This is a genomic window from Rhodococcus sp. NPDC049939 (assembly GCF_040656415.1).
Taxonomy (GTDB): domain Bacteria; phylum Actinomycetota; class Actinomycetes; order Mycobacteriales; family Mycobacteriaceae; genus Rhodococcus_F.
In genome coordinates this window covers 112,837-132,106 of the sequence record NZ_JBFAMC010000003.1, presented here as the reverse complement: position 1 = coordinate 132,106, position 19,270 = coordinate 112,837, and the positions used below count along the sequence as shown (strand labels likewise).

The following is a 19,270-nucleotide window of genomic DNA, read 5'->3' as shown; positions in this document are numbered from 1 at the left end:
CCCCCATGACGACTAAGTGAGGTTAGGGTAGTAGAGATGATCGAGGTCGAGGCCACGCACATCACCAACGAGATTGATCCGCAGCGTAGGAGGTTGGTGTGCGAACTGTATCCCGGCATCCTCGTCTTCCACGGGTCCAGTGGCCCGTCCACGGTGAGGGAGGCCGGCAAGCTGGTTGATCCGTTGCCCAATCCGGGCGGTGAGCGCACATTCCCCATCACGGAAAGAACCGCAGAGCTAGCCGCCGAGGAGTACGACCGTCAGATGAGAAGGGTCGAGGGCGCACTGCAACAGCCCCGCTCCCTCCCTCCTCTGGTGTGGGATACCGTGTGGCCGCCGAAGGCGTGGACCGATCGCAACAAGAAGTAGCCACCTCTTGAAGCGACTGACCGCGTAAAACATTCTGTATAGGGTGGTCGCCGCCGAACAGGAGGAAAACCGATGGGCGAGAAGCGGATGGAAGTGCAGGCCACCCACATCACTACTCAAAGCGACCCAAGTAGACGGCAGCTGGTGTGTGAGCTGTATCCGGGGATTTTAATCATCGACGGGTTCCACTCCCCATCCTCGGTGATTTCCTTCGGGAGCCGGGTCGTTCCCCTGCCTCCAGGCAGTAACCGACCGTTCCCGATCTACGAGAGCACGGCAGAGGAGGCGGCGGAAATGTATCAGGAGAACGTCGACTACGCCGCACTCCAAAGGGAGAACGATGACGTCATGGGTAGGGCCCCTAGTGTGTGGCCGCCGCGTGAATGGGTTGCCTCTAACAAGCATTTCTTCGACAATCCCGACCAGAAGTAGCCACCCACCAAACTCCTGACCGCGCCGGGACATCCCGTACGCCATTGTCCCCCATCACGACTAAGTGAGGTTAGGGTCGTAAAGATGATCGAGGTCGAGGCCACGCACATCACCAACGAGATCGATCCCGAGGACAGGAGGTTGGTGTGCGAGCTGTATCCCGGCATCCTCGTCTTCGACGGGATCAGTGGCCCGTTCACGGTGAGGGAGGCCGGTAAGCTGGTTGATCCGTTGCCCAATCCGGGCGGTGAACGCACATTCCTGATCACGGATCGTGTCGCCGAGTTGGCTGCCGAGGAGTACGACCGTCAGATGGGGATGGCCGAGATCTCGCGGGAGTGGCCGCACTCTCTCTCCGCTACGGTGTCGCAAACTGTGTGGCCGCCGCGTGAATGGGCTGCCTACAACGAACGGTTCTTCGACAACGCCGACAAGAAGTAACCACTCGCGAAGCTACCGACCGCGCGGGGCATCCCGTACGCCGTTGTCCCCCATGACGACTAAGTGAGGTTAGCGTAGTAGAGATGATCGAGGTCGAGGCCACGCACATCACCACGGACGAACCCCCGTATCAGCGCTTGGCGTGTGAGTTGTATCCCGGAGTCCTCGTCGTCCATGGGTATCCCGGCGTGTATCTCCCGCACATGGTCGCCGGTCGGGTCGAACCGTTACCGAACCCTGACGGGGAGCGGACGTTCCTGATCAGAGAGGACACCGCGGAGGACGCGGCCAAGGAGTACGACACCCAGGCGAAGAAAGCGGAGCAGCGGCGCCGAGTGTACTTGGAGGAGCTGGAGCTCGGGTTCAATTCGCCTATCCGGCCATCCCTTACCGTCTGGCCGCCGAAGGAGTGGACCGATCTCAACAAAAAGTAACGGTCACTCAGGTTGAACCTGAAGCACTAACTGAAACAACGTACTTCAATACAGAAGCGGACCCGCACCCACTTTTGAGGTGCGGGTCCGTTTCAGGTCCACGGCAGGAGTTCCCGATGCCTCGTCATGACCTCGCTCGAACCATCGGAGGATGAAGCAGTGGCTGCCGAAGTTCTGGATCGACTACGATAACCAGTTCGCCCACATCATCTAGGCCGACGCAACCAATGCAACCTGGAGGTGTTGGACCTCAAAGACTTCCGCAGTTCCAAGGCACAGACGGTGGGCCGTCGATGACGCCCTATCAGGCAGGCACTTCGACATTCCGAGGAGACCCCGTTCACGTCGGAGGCGGGCCGGCCGTGAACGACCGGCCGCGTCCGTCGAGACGGTCACACAGTTCCCGCACCATCGGACGCTGACCCTTGACCAGTTTCGCTTCCGCAACGCTCGCCGGAAACCATCGCGCACTGTCGATCTCGGGGAACAGCTGCCGCTTCCCCGATCGGGGCGGCCACTCCAACTCGAACAGGTTGCTTGCGACGAAAGCGATCTCTTCACCCACCTCCGCCGCATATACCGTGATCACCTTGCGTGAAGGCTGTCGGAACTCGCCGAGCAACTCGTAGTCCCCGGCTGGTGCCGGTGCGCCGATCTCTTCCTCGAACTCGCGCATCGCCGTGACATACGGATCCTCACCCTCGGTGTACTCGCCCTTCGGGATCGACCACGCTGCCTCGTCCTTGCCCGCCCAGAACGGCCCACCCATGTGCGCGATCCACACTTGGAGCACACCTGTGTTGTCGATCCGGTACAGCAGAACGCCGGCGCTGGTGACCGTCATCGACCCACTCTATGCCGCGGCGACCTCTGGCTTTTCGCTCCGCTCTACCGGTTCGATCTCCTGCGCGTAGTGGAAGTGCGGGCGCCGGCGGCCGAGGAACGATCCACACCACGACAGAACCGCGACGTATCGGTTACGGAAGCCGACGAGGTAGACAAGGTGCACGGCAAGCCACAGGAACCAGGCGATTGCACCGGTCAGCTCGATCTTGCCGACGCGGGTAATGGCACGGAAGCGATTGATGATCGCCATGCTTCCCTTGTCGCGATACTTGAAGGGCGTTCCGGCGGGGCGCTTTCCGTTGATGATTGCCGCGACGTGACGGCCACCCTGCATCGCAAACGGGGACTGGGCCGGTAGGTCGTTCAGCGATGCCATGTCGCCGATCGCATAGATGTCGTCATAGTTGCCCACCGTGAGGTCCTCGTCGACCAGCAGACGCCCTCCACGACCGGTCTCGCAGCCCGTGCGCTCCGCGAGCACAGCAGCAAAATCGTTGGCTTGGATTCCTGCCGACCAGATGATCGTCTCCGCAGTCAGGCGCTTCTCGAAACCGTTGCCCGGCGACGACAGCGTCGCGCCGGTCTCGTCGATATCGGTCACCATGGTGCCCAGCACGACCTCGACACCCGCGCGTTCCAACGAGTCCTGGGTGTAGCGACTGAGCTTGCCGCCGAACGCAGGCAGGGTTTCCCCCGCACCCTCGACGAGGGTCACGGTTACCTCGTCAGCGTTTATGTGTCCGAGCGACTTCTCGAAGTAGCGACCGGCCAATTCCTTGATCTGCCCCGCCAATTCGACACCCGTCGGCCCCGCACCGATCACGATGAAGTGCAACAGGTCACGGCGACGTTCAGCGTCGGCGGTGGTATGCGCCTCCTCGAAGCAACGAACGATCTGCCTGCGCAATCGGTCGGCATCGGCGACGGTCTTGAGGGCGTACGTCACATCGGCAAACTGGTCCTGACCGAAGTACGCCTGCCGCGCTCCGGTCGCCGCGATCAACTTGTCGTAGCCAATGGTGTGCCGTACGCCACCCGCCTCGTAGACGACTTCCTTCTCGTCCGGATCGACGTCGACGACACGACCCAGCCGGACGTCGCCGCTGGGGTACTTGGCGAGAATCTCGCGGATGGAGGGGGCGATTTCACCAGGTGAGATCACGCCGGTCGCGACCTGGTACAGCAACGGCTGGAACAAATGCTCGGTGGTCTCGGAGATCAACACGAACGGTGTACCGGCTTTGCCGAGCTTCTTCGCCGCCGCAAGGGCGCCGAATCCCGATCCAACAATGACGACCTGCGTGCGATTCATCGAGATCCCCTCCATTTCCTATTGCGTCTGAGCAGCAACCTGCGTCTGAGCAGCAACTTCTGCTTAGCGTTGCGTATGAACCATCCTATGGTTTGGGCGCAACCAGTCGCGAATGAGCAGGGGAAATCGAAATTGTGTTATCTCGATTTGTCATAAGTTTTCGGGAATACACGTAGCCTCGAGACATGGAACTCCGGCAGCTTCACTACTTCCTCGCGGTCGGCGAGGAAGAGAGCTTCTCCCGTGCGGCGCAGCGCTGTTTCATCTCCCAGTCCGCGATCAGCCACCAGATCGCAAAGCTCGAACGCGAGTTGGGCACTACGTTGCTCGAACGCTCGACCCGTGCCACACGACTGACCGAGGCGGGTCAGCGACTGATGCCGATCGCGGCCGAGATGATCAGTCTCGAGACGAAGGCACTGTCGGTGGGCCTCGACCCACGCAACCGGCTGCGCATCAGCGCGAGCATGAGCTTCGCCACGCAAGCTCTGGAGGCGATATCACTTGTCCGCGAAGAATTCCCGCAGCTGGATATCGAGTTCGTCATCAAGGACTTCACCGAGCGGATGACCGCGGTCGCGTCCGGCGACGTCGATCTCGCACTGATTCGAGGCGGCGTCGATCGGCCAGGGCTCGAGACAGTCGAACTCGGACTCGAAGATCTGGTGATCGTGACCTCGAGCGACCATCCGCTCGCCGGGAACTCGACGGTGGAGTTGAGCGAACTGGCTCCGTATCCCCTGCTCCTGCCGCCGCGGAGCAGCCAGATCCTGCTGCACACGGTGATGGAGGACGCGTTCGGTCAAGTCGGGCAAAAATTGAAGCTCGGCCCATCCATTCCGAGCGACCACACGGCCACGCTCGATGTGCTCACCACGCCTCGATCATGGACCGTGCTCTACGCCGATACCGCTGACGCAACTCCTCGAAGGGGACTGCGCGTCATGCGAGAGGCGCACGACCGCTTGCGAATTCCCGTCTGCGCGGTCATCCGGAGCGGAGCCGTGACCAGGCAGGAGCTCACACACCTGTTCAACGCGCTCGCGCAGTCGATCGCGGGGCCGGGAGAGTCGAGCTAGACGACTATCCCTCGGATGTAACCCCTTTGGGCGGAACGAGTGCGCAGTTCTGCAGCCTAACGTCGAGTGGGCGTCTGCACTTCTGCACACTCACACGGGCGCTCCGTGCTTCAGACGTCGATGAGACCGTGCTTGCCGACCCACGTCATCACGTGATCGAGCATCGTGTCGGGGACCTCGAGTTGCGGCGTGTGCCCCACGCCGTTGAGGATCACGCTGTCCCACCGCTCGTTGGCTGCCGCAGCCTTCCGGGCGGACGCGACCGGCACCAGCTTGTCCTTGTCCCCGTGGATGAGGAGGACCGGCCTTTGAATGGACCGCATCGCATCCTGATAGCGGCCCGGACGGGCCAGGGTGAGCAAGAGTGATCGGCTGGCCTGAAGGAACGCCGCATCCTGTGACGGCAGCCCACGCCGGTATCCCGTGAAGGCGGTAGCCACCTCGAGCACCTCCTGAGAGGCCCTACTCGGATCGGCGAAGCACATCTCGACCATCCGCTCCACCAGCTGCCGGTCGGTCAGATTTCTACTCGCGAATCGCAGGTATCCTTCGCCCACGAACGGGATGAATTGCAGCGCGAACTGCAACGCGACCTGCGGGTCAGGTAACCGCTGCCCAACCGGCAGTGCAGGATTGACGAGAACCAGGCCGGAGATCGACTCTGGGTGCGCTGCCGCTGCGAAGGACGAGATCATTCCACCCATCGAATTGCCCATCAGAATCACCGGCGTACCGACGACATCCTGAAGGAAGCGTTGCAGCACTATCGCGTTGGCGTCGATCCCTGCCTGGCGTCGACCGACCTCGCTGAGGCCGAAACCCGGGAGATCTACTGTCAGTACACGTGTGTGCTTCGCCAGCAGCGGTGCGACACGGACCCAATTGAGGTGTGACCCACCGAGTCCGTGAACCATGACTACCGGGGGAGATCCGTTGTCGGTATCGCCGTATTCGACCCAGTGAACGGGTCCGTCGATATCGCCCACGCTGCCGGAGCCACCCCACCGCTCGGTGAACCTGGGAACTTCTCCGACCCTCTCGGGATCCAACATGCGTCCGTCCCATCCCGGCTTACGCCGTCTCGAACCCATCGGCCAGTGTAGGCGCGTGCCAAGGCGAAAACACACACTTCCCGTACATTGCGCCCGCACCGACCTGCGACCATTCAACGAGAACACCCGCTCGAGAAAAAGTACTGTGAACGTATGCCACGCGACTCGGAAACGGCCTCGACGAGGGTTTCGGTCGGAGGCGTCCTGCTCGCGGCCGGGGCCGGTTCGCGCATGGGAATGCCCAAGGCCCTTGTCATCGGTGACGACGGACAGCCGTGGCTGGAGCGCGGTATCAGGGTGCTCTCGCAGGCCGGATGCAACCCCGTCGTCGTGGTGCTCGGCGCCCGCGCCACAGAAGCCGAAGCCCTGATCCCCGACGACGTCACTGTCTCCGTCGGGATCGCCGAGGACTGGCAATCGGGCCTGTCCGCATCTCTTCGTCGCGGGCTGGCAGCCGCCGCGACCTTCGAAGATCTCGACGCCGTCGTGATCACGCTGGTCGACCTACCCGACCTCGGTGCCGACGCCGTTGAACGACTGGCCACCGTGCCACCACTGAACGCCAGGTCGGCGCTGCGCCAGGCTCACTACAACGAATCGCCCGGCCATCCTGTCCTGATCGGCCGCGAACATTGGATGCCGTTGCAGCGCAGCCTTACCGGCGACACCGGTGCGAGGAAATATCTCATCGCACACGATGTGGAAATGGTCGACTGCTCCGATCTCGGATCCGGGCGCGACGTCGACTCACCGGCTGACCGCCTTCTTGTAACGCCGGATAGCGAAGGGCACGAAGACCGCGAGCAGCCCGGCCGACCACGCCAGTGAGGCGATGATCGGATTCTGCAATGGCCATACATCCGGAACCGTCATGGCAGGGTTGGTGTTTCCGAATAGTTCCCTCACGGCCTGCGTCACTGCGGATACCGGATTCCATTCCGCGATCACCTTCAACGGACCGGGAAGATTCGCCGCCTCGACGAATGTGTTCGCAATGAACGAGAGCGGGAATATGACGATGAAACTCGCATTGTTGAATACCTCAGGTGTACGAATCCACATGCCCACCACCGCCATCACCCAAGACAAGGCATAGGCGAACAGCAGTAGGAGCAGATACCCGAGGACAGCCTCGGGCAGGCTCGAGTTGATTCGCCAGCCCACTAGGAGACCGGTCAGCGACATCACGACGAGACTCACCACATTGATGAGCACATCTGTGGATGTGCGGCCCACGAGAACGGCGGACGGAGCCATCGGCAGCGAACGGAACCGGTCGATGATCCCCTTCTGTAGATCTTCGACCATGCCGAGGCCCGTCCAGGTGGCCCCGAAAATAACTGTCTGAGTGAAGATTCCGGCAATCAGGAACTCTCGATACGACATGCCCGGAATCTCGATGACACTGCCGAACACGTAGGCGAACAGCAGCACGAACATGATCGGCGACAACGTGGTGAACACGATGAGGTCGGGTACGCGTTTGATCTTGATGATGTTGCGCTTGGCGATGGTGAGCCCATCGGCGAGCGCGGTGTTCACGGAAGCGGTCTGCGGCACGGTCATGAGACCTTCTCCTGTTCGGCCTCACGCCCGGTCAGGGTGAGGAATACGTCATCGAGTGTCGGGCGACGCAGGCCCACGTCGAACACCTTCACGCCTCGGTTCGACAGTCGGCCGAGTGCCTCGACGAGCGTGTCCGACCCTCCGGTTACCGGCACTGTCACGCGGCGGACACTCTCGTCGATCTGGATGTCGCCCGCAGCGAGCGGCACCAGTTCCTCGCGCACCGATAGGAGATCGATCCCGTCACGCACACTCAACTCGATGCGCTCACCACCTACCCGGTTCTTCAGCTCGTCGGCAGTTCCACGAGCGATCACGGAACCTCGGTCCATGACCGCAATCTGATCCGCCAGTCGCTCCGCCTCTTCCATGTATTGCGTGGTGAGCAGGAGGGTGGTGCCTTTCGCGACGAGTTCGTCGATAACGTTCCACAGCCCCAGCCTGGCTCGGGGGTCGAGTCCCGTGGTCGGTTCGTCCAGAAACAGCACCTCCGGTTCCGCGACGAGAGCCCCCGCGAGGTCGAGACGTCTGCGCATGCCGCCCGAGTAGCCCTTGACCGGGCGGTCTCCCGCCTCGACCAGATCGAACTGTTCGAGAAGTTCGCGGGCACGCACCCGACTGCGCTTGACACCGAGGTGATAGAGCCGGCCCACCATTTCGAGGTTCTCGAAGCCGGTTAGGTACTCGTCGACAGCGGCGTACTGCCCTGACGCGCCGATCCGCGAACGCAACACTTTCGCATCCCGGACGACATCCAGACCCGCGACCTCGGCGCGGCCCCCGTCAGGAACCAGAAGGGTGGTGAACACCCGCACGGCCGTCGTCTTGCCTGCACCGTTCGGCCCCAGCAGAGCCATCACCGTTCCCGCCGAAACCGCGAGATCGATCCCCGCGAGTGCGGTTACGTCGCCGTACCGCTTCAACAGGCCCTCTGCAGTAATTGCATCGACCATCAATAGTTCTCCTCCGTTGGCATATCGACCCAGTGTGACTCGAGACACCGACAGGTTGTGGGAGGTTTCTGACGCACGCGTTCCGACTCGAATATCGACGCTACCGAGGCGGCTGTGCACCCACCTGCTGCCCTCGACGAGAACAGCGAGAAGTTTGTCTTAGTCCGCACTCTCGAACCTACCGGTACGTCCTGGGACGAATCAGCCCAGCGGATTTCGTCATCTCTGCCGTTCACAAGCGATATGTAATATGTCACACGGTACATACGGCGTCCTGGACTCCCTCGAGGCTCGCGCACGGTGACAACGGTCCCGTCGACGGACACCGCCGAAGAAGGAAGTTCTACATGGAAATTCTCACGGCGATCAACGACCTCATCTGGAACCCCATGGCCTATTTGGCTCTGGGCGTAGGGCTGTTCTTCACCGCCCTGACCGCGGGCGTCCAGTTTCGGCGTATCCCGGACATGTTCCGTGTGATGCGCGAGAAGAAGTCCGACGCAGCAGGTATCGCTCCGGCGCAGGCCCTACTCTTGACGCTGTCGAGCCGAGTCGGCGTCGGCAACCTGGCCGGCGTCGGAACCGCCCTCGCGGCGGGCGGGCCGGGTGCGCTCTTCTGGATGATCGTCGTGGGCTTGGTCGGGTCCGCGAGTGCCTTCGCCGAATCCGTTCTGGCACAGGTGTACAAGCGCAAGATCGACGACGAACAGCGTGGCGGAATCCCGTTCTACATCGAGCACGGCCTCAAGCTGAAGTGGCTGGCAGTGATCGTCGCGACGATAACTCTGGTGGGCTACGGCTTCGTCTTCCCCGGTGTGCAGTCGAACAACATCGCGTCAGCGTTCGAGGGTGCGTTCGAGGTTCCCGTCTGGATGACCGGGGTGGTGGTGACCGCACTGTTCGCGTTCGTGATCATCGGTGGAACCCGCCGTATCGTGCGCACCGCGGAGGTCGCGATTCCCTTCATGGCACTCGGCTACGTCCTGGCATCGGTAATCATCATCGTGCTCAACGCGGAGCTTGTACTGCCGACCATCGAACTGATCCTGAGCAGCGCCTTCGGTGCTCATCAAATCTTCGGCGGTATCGCTGGTGCCGCATTGGCCTGGGGTGTTCGGCGCGCTGTGTTCTCCAACGTGGCGGGCGTCGGTGAGGGCACGTTCGGGGCTGCGGCCGCTTCGGTGACCCATCCAGCCAAACAGGGCTTTGTTCAGTCGTTCTCGGTGTTCATCGACACCGTCGTCGTCTGCAACGCGACCGGCATCATGATCCTGATCACCGGTTCGTACAACGTCGTGGCGCCGGGCGGGGAGATCCTGTTGTCGAACAACGACCTCGAGGCAGGCCCGGCCTACGTACAGGCCGCGGTCGACTCCATCACCGCCGGCTACGGTCCCGGATTCATCGCCATCGCACTCTTCTTCTTCGCCTTCACCACCCTGGTGGCGTTCTACTACATCGCGAACACCAACCTGACCTATCTCTTCAAGAAGGACCACGGCGCGCAGAAGCTGGTCCTGAAGATCGGAATGCTGGCGATCACGTTCTACGGATGCATTGAATCCGCCGATGTCATCTGGGCGGTCGGGGACATCGGCTACGGATCCCTCGGCTGGCTCAACATGATCGCCATCCTGCTGCTGGCTCCGGTGGTGTGGAAGGTCATGCGCGACTACGACGCGCAACGCAAGCAAGGACTCGATCCGACGTTCGAACCTACGCGCCTGGGCATCTCCGGCGCCGACTTCTGGGTCACCGGGAGTCGCGTCGAAACGGCCGATCGGGGCAAGGTGTCCGACGAGAACGCTATCCACCCGAAGTCTCTGGATGGATAGCACGCACCGATGGCGCAGCCGCCGGGACGAGTAAGGTGTCACACATCGATCCGATGGGAGGCAGTGTGACAAGCTGGATTACGAGCCGGATCGAGCCGGGGCAGAGCCTGCGCGAGCAGATCGAGGACTCACTCGCCGCCGCGATCATCGCCGGACAGATCATGCCGCAGGAGTTGCTCACCGTTCCCGTGCTGGCGCAACAGTATGAAGTTTCGGCGACGCCGGTGCGCGAGGCGATGCTCGAGCTCGCGCGTCGCGGCTTCGTGGTTCCGGTCCGGAACAAGGGCTTTCGGGTGCGCGAAGTCGGCCGCGACGAGCTCCGCCACCTCGTGCAGGCTCGTACGCTGTTGGAGTGTCCGCCCATGATCGAGCTCGCGGCCGTGTTCACTGCGAGTCACCGGCCTCGTTTCGAGGCACTGGTCAAGGCAATTCGTGACTCGGCCCGCAAACGGGACTTCGCAACCTATGTCCGCTCGGACCGCGAATTCCACCTAGGACTGCTCGGGCTCCTCGGCAATCCAGTGGTGGTCGACGTAGTGGGTATGTTGCGGGACCGGACCCGAACGGTCGGCATCGCTTCCAAGATCACCCCCGAGCAACTGTCCGCATCCATCGAGGAACACGCGGAGCTGCTCGACCTACTCGAGGATGGCGACGGACCGGCAGCCGCGGCCCTCATGGAACGGCATCTGGGGCACGTGCTCGGGTGGTGGAGCGGCACGGAAGAGACACCGGATAGCCAGGCATAGCCCGTCTGACCTGCTGAAATCGCATGCACTCTAGAGAATCCCGACCCAGCCGTACTAGTAATGTGTGATATATTACTAGCGAGGAGGTGGCCGTGCGAGCTGTCATCATCGGGGCCGGCATCACCGGTGCCGCATGTGCACGCGCTCTCGCGCGAGCAGGCTTCGAAGTTGTCGTCCTCGAGCGAGGAGCGGCCGTCGGTGGCACTTCGGCGATGTGTGAAGGAAACCTTCTCGTCTCGGACAAGGAGCCCGGCCCCGAACTCGCCCTCGCCCTGCACGCCGCCGATCGGTGGTGCGCCCTGCGTGATGAATTGCGAGACGAGTTGGGGCCGGGCTTCCCCTCCATCGAATACGAGAGGAAAGGCGGCCTCGTAGTAGCGACCACCCAAGTCGGGGCCGGGGCACTGAAGTCCTTCTCGCAGACCCAGCGCGCGGCCGGGGTCGACGCGCGAGAAGTGCCCGTCGATGACGCCGGGGACCTCGAGCCGTTTCTCACCCGGGACATCACGGCCGCCGTGCACTACCCGCAAGATGCGCAGGTTCAGCCTGCCGCAGCCGCGGAGGCCCTGCTCGCCTCCGCACGACGTGCCGGAACCGAGATCCTGACCGGGGTGGAGGTGGTGGGTGGGATGCGCGACGTCGACGGCCGGATCGGCAGCGTATCGACCACGAACGGACGTCACGATGCGGATATCGTCGTCAACACCGCCGGCCCCTGGGCCGGTGCAGTCGTCTCCAGGTTGGGAGTGCCGCTTCCGGTCCTGCCTCGTCGTGGAATGGTGCTCGTCACCACCCGGATGCCACACAGGATCTTCCGCAAGGTCTACGACGCCGACTACGTCGGTGCCACCCAGTCGAGCGATGCCGACCTTCAGACGTCGACCGTAATCGAATCCACCTCCGCTGGAAACGTTCTGATCGGTTCGTCCAGGCAACGGATAGGGTTCGACGACCGTCTCGACCTCGACGTGGTGCGTGAGATCGCCGCAAAATCGATGCGTCTGTTCCCCTTTCTCGCCGACATGCAGATCCTGCGCACCTACGGCGGCTTTCGGCCCTACATGCCCGATCACCTCCCGGTCATCGGAGAGGACCCCCGTGTACCGGGTCTCTACCACGTGACCGGTCACGAGGGAGCCGGCGTCGGCCTATCCGTCGCGTCGGCCGACATTCTTCTGGCACAGATCCTCGGTGAGGTTCCGCCCGTCGACGCCGCACCGTTCGCCGTCGATCGCCCCACTCTCGCGCCGCACCTACAGGAGATGGCTCGATGACTCCCCGCGCAGTGGACCCGGATCGGGATCCGATTCGTCCCGCTCCCACGGACAGCGTGACGATTTCATTCGAAGGCGCCGACTACGACGGGGTCCGCGGACAATCGATTGCGGGAGTGCTGCTGGCCAACAACGTGCTCGAATGGCGCACGACGTCGAGTCGCGGTGAGGCCAGGGGCCTGTTCTGCGGGATCGGTGTGTGCTTCGACTGCGTCGTGACCGTAGACGGTCACCGCGATGTTCGCGCGTGCCGGCGAAGGGTTCACGGCGGCGAGCGCGTCGAACGCCAGCACGACCTGCTCCCGCGGCCGATCGAGGAGGTGGATGCACGGTGGCAGACATCCTGATCGTCGGCGCCGGTCCGGCGGGTCTCGCTGCTGCGGTGGCTGCGAGGCGACGGGCTGCGACCGTGCGGATCATCGACGCCGCAGAGGGTCTCGGCGGCCAGTACTGGCGACACCTACCCTCCTCACGGCCGTCCGCACGGGAGGGCATCCTCCATCACGGGTGGGACACCTTCCGGACGCTCCACGACGCGGTCTGCGAGGATCCCGGCATCGTCGTCAGCATGCAGACCGAGGTCTGGGCGATCGAGCGCACCGCTGACAACCGGCTACGCGTGAACCTCGCGCAAGGTGAGGCCGATGGTTTCGGACGGCAGACCGAGGCCCTGGTCCCCGAGCAGTTGATCCTCGCCACCGGTGCACACGACCGCGCCCTTCCGGTGCCTGGATGGACGCTCCCCGGCGTCTTCACCGCGGGCGCCGCCCAAGCGATGGCCAAAGGCGAGCGCGTCTCGATCGGTGGGCGCGTCGTGGTCGCCGGATCCGGGCCGTTCCTGCTTCCGGTGACCGCCTCCCTCGGTCAGGCGGGTGCCCGCGTCGTCGGGGTCTACGAAGCGTCCCGGTCGCGTGCCCTCGCTCGGCACTGGCTGGCCCGGCCGTGGGAGCTGGTCGGCGCCGCACGCAAGATCGGTGAACTGGCCGAGTACGCCGCTCATCACATTCGAGGTCGTGTTCCGTACCGGACCGGTCACGGAGTCGTCGCGGTCCACGGCACCGACCGGGTGGAGGCAGTTACTGTGGCGGCCCTCGACGAGCACTGGCGAGCCGTCGCCGGGACTGAGCGCAGAATCGATTGTGATGCAGTCTGTTTCGGTCATGGATTCGTTCCGCGACTCGAGCTCCCGATCGCTGCCGGCTGCCGGATCACCGAGCGGCGCTTCGTGCACGTCGATGCCAGCCAGCGCACGAGTGCCGACCGCGTCTTCGCGGTCGGTGAACTCACCACGATAGGCGGTGTCGATCTGGCTCTCGCCCAAGGTGAGATCGCCGGCTGGGTGGCAGCGGGCGGCTCGCTCGATGACCGCGACATCACGCGCGCCATCCGATCTCGCGCCCGCGCCGAACAATTCGCCGAGCGCATCGCCAGAGCTCATGTGATCGGCGACGGCTGGCCCGACTGGCTGCACGACGACACTGTGGTCTGCAGATGCGAGGACGTCGACGCCGGCACGCTGACACGGGTCGCTGCGGCAACCAACTCGGCTGGCCTGCGACCACTCAAGCTCAACACGCGCGCCGGTCTCGGCTTGTGTCAGGGTCGAATCTGCGGGCGCAGTGTGGAGCAGATCCTCCTCGCCACACGCGGGTGTGACGGGTTCGCCGACGGCGCCACCACCGATCGGCGACCCATCGCGACGCCGATACGCATCGCCGACCTCGCACGTGCGCCCCGGTCACCCAGCTGAGTCCTGAACCGAGTCAATTCCGAACAATCCGATAGCCGAACCCAATCCGAAGGAGCACCCATGTCAGAACCCACCATCGACCTCGGGGGCGTCATCGTCGCCACCGCGCTGGCCTTCAAAGAGGACGCTTCCGCTCCCGCCGGTCTCACCGTCGACTACGACAAATTCGGCGAACACGTCGATTTCCTCATGAGCAATGGATGCCGCGGCGTCGGCCCCAACGGCTCACTGGGAGAATATTCCTCGCTCACCGACGACGAACGCCGCAAGGTCGTGCAGGTCGCGGTCGACGCGGTCGACGGGCGCGGCGTCGTAGTCGCCGGAGCCCACGGAGTCGGCTGGCACCAGGCACAGACCTGGGCACGTCACGCGGCCGACGACGGTGCCGACGGCGTCCTGGTTTTGCCGCCGACCATATACCGCGCCAACGACAACGAGGTGGTCGAGCACTACCGCAAGGTTGCCGAGGTCGGAATACCGATCATGGCCTACAACAACCCCTTCGACACCAAGGTCGACATCACGCCTGCACTCGTCGCACAGATCGCCGAGATCCCCGAAGTGGTGGCTCTGAAGGAGTTTTCCGGTGACGTGCGCCGTGTCTACGAGATCTCCGAACTCTGCGATATCGACATCATCGCCGGTGCGGACGACGTTCTCTTCGAGCTCATGGTCAACGGCGCGGTCGGTTGGTTCGCCGGATACCCCAACGCCTTCCCCAAGGAAGCGGTCGAGTTGTACGAGCTGTGCGTCAGCGGGAAGTGGCTGGAGGCGAAGGCGCTGTATCAGCAACTCGTCGCCGTCTTCCGCTGGGATTCACGCACCGAGTTCGTGCAAGCGATCAAGCTGTCGATGGACATCTGCGGCAACTCTTTCGGCGGTCGCACTCGTCCCCCGCGCGGACCGCTCAGCGATGCCCAGGCAGATCAGGTGAAGGCCGACACCGAACGTGCCCTCGCCGCCATCGCGCGGCGCTGACACCGGATTGCCGGAGGCAGGAGCGTCATGCGGTCGTCACGGATATTCCACGCCGTCGATTCCCACACCGAAGGCATGCCCACTCGTGTCATTACCGGCGGGGTAGGCGTGATACCGGGGGAAACGATGAACGAGCGCCGCCTGTACTTCATCGAACACCTCGACCACATCAGGCGCCTGCTCATGAACGAACCACGCGGTCATGCCTCGATGTCCGGTGCCATTCTGCAACCACCCACCCGGAGCGATTGCGACCACGGCATCGTTTTCATCGAGGCGAGCGGCTGCCTGCCGATGTGCGGCCATGGCACGATCGGCGTCGCCACCGTCCTGGTGGAAACGGGCATGGTCGAAGTCACCGAACCCGTGACGACGGTCCGGCTGGACACGCCGGCGGGACTCGTCGTCGCGAAGGTTCGGGTCGAGAACGGACGCGCGGCGCGGGTGACACTCGCGAACGTGCCGAGCTTCACCGAGCGCCTCGACCGGACTCTGGACGTTCCCGGCTACGGCTCGATCCCCTACTCCCTCGCGTTCGGCGGCAACTTCTACGCGATGGTGGACCTGGACTCTGTCGGATTGCCGTTCGACCGAGCCCGGCAGCAGGACATCATCTCCGCCGGGCTGTCCATCATGAACACGATCAACACGACAGCGCCACCGGCGCACCCGACCATCACCGGTGTCGACCACGTACACCACGTCGAGTTCATCGCTCCCGGGTCCAATGCCGTCCGTTCGCGTCATGCGATGGCCATCCACCCGGGCTGGTTCGACCGATCCCCCTGCGGTACCGGGACGTGCGCACGCATGGCCGAGCTGTACACACGCGGTGAGCTGCCCCTGCACACGGATTTCGTGAACGAATCGTTCATCGGTTCGGAATTCACCGGTCGCCTTGTCGACACCACCCAAGTCGGTGAGTACGACGCCGTTCTACCGGAGATCACAGGTCGCGCCTGGATTACCGGCACGGCTCAATACCTGCTCGATCCCAACGACCCGTTCCCCGCCGGGTTCGAATTCTAGGAGGAACGACATGCCCGACAATGCGATCCGAGACGCGGCCTCCGCGTTCCCACTCTTCGCTGCCACCGCACCGCGTGAACGCGGTTCCGCCCTCGTCGCGGTGGCCGACGCGCTCGACGCCGCGGGCGACGAAGTCATCGCTCTCGCACAGCAGGAGACCGGCCTGGCCGAGGCACGGTTGCGCGGCGAACTGAACCGGACCACGCAGCAGCTGCGATTGTTCGCCGAGGTTGTGATCGAGGGCGCGTACCTCGATGCGCGTATCGACGAACCCGATGCCGAGTACGCCGTCGGTCCCCGGCCCGACGTCCGCCGGGTCAATGTTCCTGTGGGACCGGTGCTGAACTACGCCGCATCGAACTTCCCGCTGGCGTTCTCGATTGCGGGCGGCGACACCGCCGCCGCACTCGCCGGGGGCAACCCCGTGATCGTGAAGGCACACGAGGGACACCCGCGGCTCAGTGAAGCCACCGGACGGATCGTGCAGGACGCACTGCGGAAAGCCGGGATGCCCGACGGCACGTTCGGAGTTCTCTTCGGCCGCGACGAGGGCGTCGCCGCGCTGAAGGACGAGCGCATCCGCGGCGCTTGTTTCACCGGCTCGACCTCGGTAGGCCGGATGCTCGCGGACATCGCGGCTGCCCGCCCGGTACCGATTCCCTTCTACGGCGAACTCGGGAGCGTCAACCCCGTATTCGTTTCGCCGACTGCGTTGAAGAATGATCCGGAGGGGCTCGCCAAAGGTTTCGTGGCGAGCGTTACCGGGTCTTGCGGGCAATTGTGCACGAAGCCGGGATTCCTTCTCGTCCCGAACGCCGAGCCGCTGCGCGAAACGCTCACCACGGCAAAGGACATCGCTGCACACCGCATGCTCACCGCCGGTACCACCGCCGGCTACCGCGATCGCCGCGATACGGTGCTCGCCGCACCCGGAACAGAAGTGCTCGTCGAGGGCAGCGTCGAGGTGGACGAGGAGGGCCTCGGGTGGGCGACACCGACATTGGCCGTCCTTTCACTGAACAGCGTCGAGGCCGCGATGAACACGGTACTGGACGAGAGTTTCGGGCCGCTGTCGGTAATCGTCGAGTACGGCGACGATCCAGGCATCCTCCCTTCGGTCGCCGAGCGACTGTTTCCCGGCAACCTGACCGCGACTCTGCACCTCGGCCCGGACGAAGACCCGATAGCCTGGAGCGTCCTCGTCGACGTTCTGTCCCGCACCAGCGGACGCGTGCTCTTCGGCGGGTGGCCCACCGGGGTCTCCGTCACCGCGGCCATGCAACACGGCGGTCCGTACCCGGCGACGACGCGCGACGCGACCGCGGTCGGCACAGCCGCCATCGGGCGATTTCTGCGCGGGGTCTGCTATCAGAATGCGCCGCAGTCGTTCCTTCCTCCCGCGCTACGCGACGACAACCCGTGGGGGGTGCCGCAGCGACGCAGCCCGGCAGGGCTGTCGAGCGGTTGGGGCGCGCTGACCGGACGGTACTGAGACCGACCGAGACCCGTGTCAGCGACGGCTGACTGCACTCGCTGTATCACCTCAAAGATGCCCGGGTAGTTGAACCGCGACTTCTCCTACGACGCGGTGGAGTAATACTTAAGTGATTGCTTGACTGTCAGCAACGCCTATGCCTACGGTTGTGCGTGTCCGATGACATCGATGCAGTCTTCAAAGCGCTGGCGAATCCCGCCCGACGCGACATCGTCACGCGTCTGGTCTACGGTCCCGCGACCACATCGGCGCTCGCGGGACCGCTCGATATGTCCTTGGCCGCAGTGGTCCAACACTTGCAGCACCTCGAGTCGGCCGATCTGGTCGTATCACGCAAGGCCGGACGGACCAGGGTGCACGAACTACGCAAAGACGGATTTGCGCGCCTGGAGCGGTGGTCGGCAAGCAGACGAAATCGCTACGAGGCACGTCTGGACCGGCTCGACGAGGCGGTCGGTGCCCCGACCGCCTCCGACTCGACAGATCAGACCAACCAGAAAGGAACCTGATGAGCACTCCCGCCCTGAGTCACAGCACAGTGGTAGTCGCCCGCAGTTATGCGGTGCTGCCCGACAAGATCTTCGCGGCCTACGCAGACGTCGAGCGGCGTGCTTCCTGGACGGCACCCGAGGGGCACGAGGTGGTGTACGAAAGCACCTCGTTCGACGTGGACGGGGTGGACGACTTCCGGTGCGGGCCTGTCGGTCAGGCAGAACTCACTGGCCGAGTCCGCTACCTCGACATCAAGGAGGACGTTCGCATTATCTACAGCGAGGCGATATCGCTGAACTCGGAACCATTGGCCATCTCATTGGTGACCTGGAGCCTCGATCCGGATGACATCGGGACCGAGGTCACCGTGGTCTCGCAGATCTGCTCGTTTGTGGGTGACGACATGATCACCGGCACTCGGGAAGGGCTCTCGGCGGCTCTCGACAACCTCGCCACCGCGCTCTGATCTTGCCCGAACTGCTCACCGATTGATTGTGAGATTCGACGAACGCCTTGCGCTGTAGTGTTCGTCCGCTTCTCCCCTCGTCCGCAGCACCACGGCAAATGACCGAAATAGTCGAGGCGAAATGCTGTACGTTGAGTTGGCCGACACTGACGCGGCGAGGTTGAAGTCCATGCCACCTTCGCAGATCGTCTCTGCCGAGAGATCGATGTCCAGCGCACTTAGCTCGCGCTCGTCCAATCCGGGCAACTCACACACAAGACGAGGAGAGACCAATTGAGCAGGCCGAACCACGATGACTGGAACGCAAACATAATCGCGGAATTTCGTGCCAACGAGGGCCGCGTCGGCGGGGAGTTCGAAGGGGCGCCGCTGGTGCTGCTGCACCACCGCGGTCGAAAGTCGGGACGCGCCATGGTATCCCCCACGATGTACATGCCGGACGAGTCCACTCCGGACAAAATTTACGTCTTCGCCTCGAAGGCAGGCGCGCCGACAAATCCCGCCTGGTATTACAACCTCGTCGCCGCCGGCACGGCAGAGGTCGAGCGCGGTACCGAAAAATATTCCGTATCCGTCAACGAGGTCACCGGCGACGAACGAGACCGCATCTACGACGAACAGGCCCGCCGCTACCCCCGATTCACCGGGTACGCGGAGAAGACCGCCGGTATCCGCACCATTCCAGTATTGGCGCTCAACCGAATACCGGAATGACTCG

General features: G+C 63.5%; 22 protein-coding genes. 17 read left to right on the top strand and 5 right to left on the bottom strand.

The window, feature by feature from the left end:
- Positions 1 to 36: 36 nt before the first annotated feature.
- From AB0I57_RS12860 to AB0I57_RS12845, 4 genes are all read left to right on the top strand, one after another.
- Positions 37 to 369 carry a hypothetical protein gene (locus AB0I57_RS12860; RefSeq protein WP_358335291.1) on the top strand — a complete coding sequence of 111 codons (333 nt, stop codon included), beginning with the start codon at positions 37 to 39 and terminating at the stop codon, positions 367 to 369.
- 72 nt (positions 370 to 441) lie between these two features.
- On the top strand, positions 442 to 801 hold the full coding sequence (locus AB0I57_RS12855; protein WP_358335289.1) for a hypothetical protein: 360 nt from the start codon (positions 442 to 444) through the stop codon (positions 799 to 801).
- Between the two features lie 84 nt (positions 802 to 885).
- Positions 886 to 1,242 carry a hypothetical protein gene (locus AB0I57_RS12850; protein WP_358335286.1) on the top strand — a complete coding sequence of 119 codons (357 nt, stop codon included), beginning with the start codon at positions 886 to 888 and terminating at the stop codon, positions 1,240 to 1,242.
- Positions 1,243 to 1,325: 83 nt separating this feature from the next.
- Positions 1,326 to 1,676: a hypothetical protein gene (locus AB0I57_RS12845; protein WP_358335283.1), complete on the top strand. Its 351-nt coding sequence runs from the start codon at positions 1,326 to 1,328 to the stop codon at positions 1,674 to 1,676.
- A gap of 340 nt (positions 1,677 to 2,016) precedes the next feature.
- Here the strand turns inward: AB0I57_RS12845 and AB0I57_RS12840 are convergent, their stop codons facing one another.
- Both AB0I57_RS12840 and AB0I57_RS12835 read right to left on the bottom strand, forming a co-directional pair.
- Positions 2,017 to 2,520: an NUDIX domain-containing protein gene (locus tag AB0I57_RS12840; RefSeq protein ID WP_358335281.1), complete on the bottom strand. Its 504-nt coding sequence runs from the start codon at positions 2,518 to 2,520 to the stop codon at positions 2,017 to 2,019.
- 9 nt (positions 2,521 to 2,529) lie between these two features.
- Complete coding sequence (locus AB0I57_RS12835; RefSeq protein WP_358335278.1) at positions 2,530 to 3,834, bottom strand: NAD(P)/FAD-dependent oxidoreductase; 1,305 nt, start codon at positions 3,832 to 3,834, stop codon at positions 2,530 to 2,532.
- Positions 3,835 to 4,019: 185 nt separating this feature from the next.
- On the opposite strand from AB0I57_RS12835, the gene AB0I57_RS12830 reads away from it, so the two are divergent.
- The gene (locus AB0I57_RS12830) at positions 4,020 to 4,913 is read left to right on the top strand and encodes a LysR family transcriptional regulator (RefSeq protein WP_358335275.1); all 894 of its coding nucleotides are present in this window, start codon (positions 4,020 to 4,022) and stop codon (positions 4,911 to 4,913) included.
- 110 nt (positions 4,914 to 5,023) lie between these two features.
- On the opposite strand, the gene AB0I57_RS12825 is transcribed toward AB0I57_RS12830, so the two are convergent.
- Complete coding sequence (locus AB0I57_RS12825; protein ID WP_358336412.1) at positions 5,024 to 5,965, bottom strand: alpha/beta hydrolase; 942 nt, start codon at positions 5,963 to 5,965, stop codon at positions 5,024 to 5,026.
- 153 nt (positions 5,966 to 6,118) lie between these two features.
- Here AB0I57_RS12825 and AB0I57_RS12820 point away from each other — a divergent pair, with 153 nt between their 5' ends.
- Positions 6,119 to 6,793: a nucleotidyltransferase family protein gene (locus AB0I57_RS12820; protein WP_358335272.1), complete on the top strand. Its 675-nt coding sequence runs from the start codon at positions 6,119 to 6,121 to the stop codon at positions 6,791 to 6,793.
- Here AB0I57_RS12820 and AB0I57_RS12815 read toward each other — a convergent pair.
- Both AB0I57_RS12815 and AB0I57_RS12810 read right to left on the bottom strand, forming a co-directional pair.
- Positions 6,713 to 7,531, bottom strand: a complete 819-nt coding sequence (locus AB0I57_RS12815) for an ABC transporter permease (protein ID WP_358335269.1) — start codon at positions 7,529 to 7,531, stop codon at positions 6,713 to 6,715. The two genes, AB0I57_RS12820 and AB0I57_RS12815, sit on opposite strands and share 81 nt — an antisense overlap.
- The gene (locus tag AB0I57_RS12810) at positions 7,528 to 8,484 is read right to left on the bottom strand and encodes an ATP-binding cassette domain-containing protein (RefSeq protein WP_358335266.1); all 957 of its coding nucleotides are present in this window, start codon (positions 8,482 to 8,484) and stop codon (positions 7,528 to 7,530) included. The genes AB0I57_RS12815 and AB0I57_RS12810 overlap by 4 nt, the downstream gene beginning before the upstream one ends.
- Before the next feature lie 347 nt (positions 8,485 to 8,831).
- On the opposite strand from AB0I57_RS12810, the gene AB0I57_RS12805 reads away from it, so the two are divergent.
- The 11 genes from AB0I57_RS12805 (at position 8,832) to AB0I57_RS12755 (ending at position 19,266) form a co-directional block, all read left to right on the top strand.
- Positions 8,832 to 10,319, top strand: coding sequence for an alanine/glycine:cation symporter family protein (locus AB0I57_RS12805; RefSeq protein ID WP_358335263.1), 1,488 nt, complete (start codon positions 8,832 to 8,834; stop codon positions 10,317 to 10,319).
- Positions 10,320 to 10,384: 65 nt separating this feature from the next.
- Positions 10,385 to 11,068: a GntR family transcriptional regulator gene (locus AB0I57_RS12800; RefSeq protein ID WP_358335260.1), complete on the top strand. Its 684-nt coding sequence runs from the start codon at positions 10,385 to 10,387 to the stop codon at positions 11,066 to 11,068.
- A 92-nt stretch (positions 11,069 to 11,160) separates the two neighbouring features.
- Positions 11,161 to 12,342: an FAD-dependent oxidoreductase gene (locus AB0I57_RS12795; protein WP_358335257.1), complete on the top strand. Its 1,182-nt coding sequence runs from the start codon at positions 11,161 to 11,163 to the stop codon at positions 12,340 to 12,342.
- Entirely contained in the window at positions 12,339 to 12,689 is a 351-nt protein-coding gene (locus AB0I57_RS12790; RefSeq protein ID WP_358335254.1) for a (2Fe-2S)-binding protein, read from the top strand. Before AB0I57_RS12795 ends, AB0I57_RS12790 begins: the two co-directional genes overlap by 4 nt.
- The gene (locus AB0I57_RS12785; protein ID WP_358335251.1) at positions 12,674 to 14,092 is read left to right on the top strand and encodes an FAD-dependent oxidoreductase; all 1,419 of its coding nucleotides are present in this window, start codon (positions 12,674 to 12,676) and stop codon (positions 14,090 to 14,092) included. The genes AB0I57_RS12790 and AB0I57_RS12785 overlap by 16 nt, the downstream gene beginning before the upstream one ends.
- A gap of 60 nt (positions 14,093 to 14,152) precedes the next feature.
- Complete coding sequence (locus AB0I57_RS12780; RefSeq protein ID WP_358335248.1) at positions 14,153 to 15,070, top strand: dihydrodipicolinate synthase family protein; 918 nt, start codon at positions 14,153 to 14,155, stop codon at positions 15,068 to 15,070.
- Between the two features lie 27 nt (positions 15,071 to 15,097).
- Positions 15,098 to 16,099 (top strand): proline racemase family protein, encoded by a 1,002-nt coding sequence (locus tag AB0I57_RS12775; RefSeq protein WP_358335245.1) that lies wholly within the window; start codon positions 15,098 to 15,100, stop codon positions 16,097 to 16,099.
- A 10-nt stretch (positions 16,100 to 16,109) separates the two neighbouring features.
- On the top strand, positions 16,110 to 17,591 hold the full coding sequence (locus tag AB0I57_RS12770; RefSeq protein WP_358335242.1) for an aldehyde dehydrogenase (NADP(+)): 1,482 nt from the start codon (positions 16,110 to 16,112) through the stop codon (positions 17,589 to 17,591).
- 155 nt (positions 17,592 to 17,746) lie between these two features.
- Positions 17,747 to 18,103: a metalloregulator ArsR/SmtB family transcription factor gene (locus AB0I57_RS12765; protein ID WP_358335239.1), complete on the top strand. Its 357-nt coding sequence runs from the start codon at positions 17,747 to 17,749 to the stop codon at positions 18,101 to 18,103.
- Positions 18,103 to 18,552: an SRPBCC domain-containing protein gene (locus AB0I57_RS12760; protein WP_358335236.1), complete on the top strand. Its 450-nt coding sequence runs from the start codon at positions 18,103 to 18,105 to the stop codon at positions 18,550 to 18,552. Before AB0I57_RS12765 ends, AB0I57_RS12760 begins: the two co-directional genes overlap by 1 nt.
- 273 nt (positions 18,553 to 18,825) lie before the next feature.
- Positions 18,826 to 19,266, top strand: a complete 441-nt coding sequence (locus AB0I57_RS12755) for a nitroreductase/quinone reductase family protein (RefSeq protein ID WP_358335233.1) — start codon at positions 18,826 to 18,828, stop codon at positions 19,264 to 19,266.
- Positions 19,267 to 19,270: the final 4 nt, after the last annotated feature.

Bases quoted from the DNA above. Each gene is read 5' to 3' on its own strand.
- AB0I57_RS12860 (WP_358335291.1), top strand. From the start codon at position 37: ATGATCGAGGTCGAGGCCACGCACATCACCAACGAGATTGATCCGCAG.
- AB0I57_RS12855 (WP_358335289.1), top strand. From the start codon at position 442: ATGGGCGAGAAGCGGATGGAAGTGCAGGCCACCCACATCACTACTCAA.
- AB0I57_RS12850 (WP_358335286.1), top strand. From the start codon at position 886: ATGATCGAGGTCGAGGCCACGCACATCACCAACGAGATCGATCCCGAG.
- AB0I57_RS12845 (WP_358335283.1), top strand. From the start codon at position 1,326: ATGATCGAGGTCGAGGCCACGCACATCACCACGGACGAACCCCCGTAT.
- AB0I57_RS12840 (WP_358335281.1), bottom strand. From the start codon at position 2,520: ATGACGGTCACCAGCGCCGGCGTTCTGCTGTACCGGATCGACAACACA.
- AB0I57_RS12835 (WP_358335278.1), bottom strand. From the start codon at position 3,834: ATGAATCGCACGCAGGTCGTCATTGTTGGATCGGGATTCGGCGCCCTT.
- AB0I57_RS12830 (WP_358335275.1), top strand. From the start codon at position 4,020: ATGGAACTCCGGCAGCTTCACTACTTCCTCGCGGTCGGCGAGGAAGAG.
- AB0I57_RS12825 (WP_358336412.1), bottom strand. From the start codon at position 5,965: ATGTTGGATCCCGAGAGGGTCGGAGAAGTTCCCAGGTTCACCGAGCGG.
- AB0I57_RS12820 (WP_358335272.1), top strand. From the start codon at position 6,119: ATGCCACGCGACTCGGAAACGGCCTCGACGAGGGTTTCGGTCGGAGGC.
- AB0I57_RS12815 (WP_358335269.1), bottom strand. From the start codon at position 7,531: ATGACCGTGCCGCAGACCGCTTCCGTGAACACCGCGCTCGCCGATGGG.
- AB0I57_RS12810 (WP_358335266.1), bottom strand. From the start codon at position 8,484: ATGGTCGATGCAATTACTGCAGAGGGCCTGTTGAAGCGGTACGGCGAC.
- AB0I57_RS12805 (WP_358335263.1), top strand. From the start codon at position 8,832: ATGGAAATTCTCACGGCGATCAACGACCTCATCTGGAACCCCATGGCC.
- AB0I57_RS12790 (WP_358335254.1), top strand. From the start codon at position 12,339: ATGACTCCCCGCGCAGTGGACCCGGATCGGGATCCGATTCGTCCCGCT.
- AB0I57_RS12780 (WP_358335248.1), top strand. From the start codon at position 14,153: ATGTCAGAACCCACCATCGACCTCGGGGGCGTCATCGTCGCCACCGCG.
- AB0I57_RS12775 (WP_358335245.1), top strand. From the start codon at position 15,098: ATGCGGTCGTCACGGATATTCCACGCCGTCGATTCCCACACCGAAGGC.
- AB0I57_RS12770 (WP_358335242.1), top strand. From the start codon at position 16,110: ATGCCCGACAATGCGATCCGAGACGCGGCCTCCGCGTTCCCACTCTTC.
- AB0I57_RS12760 (WP_358335236.1), top strand. From the start codon at position 18,103: ATGAGCACTCCCGCCCTGAGTCACAGCACAGTGGTAGTCGCCCGCAGT.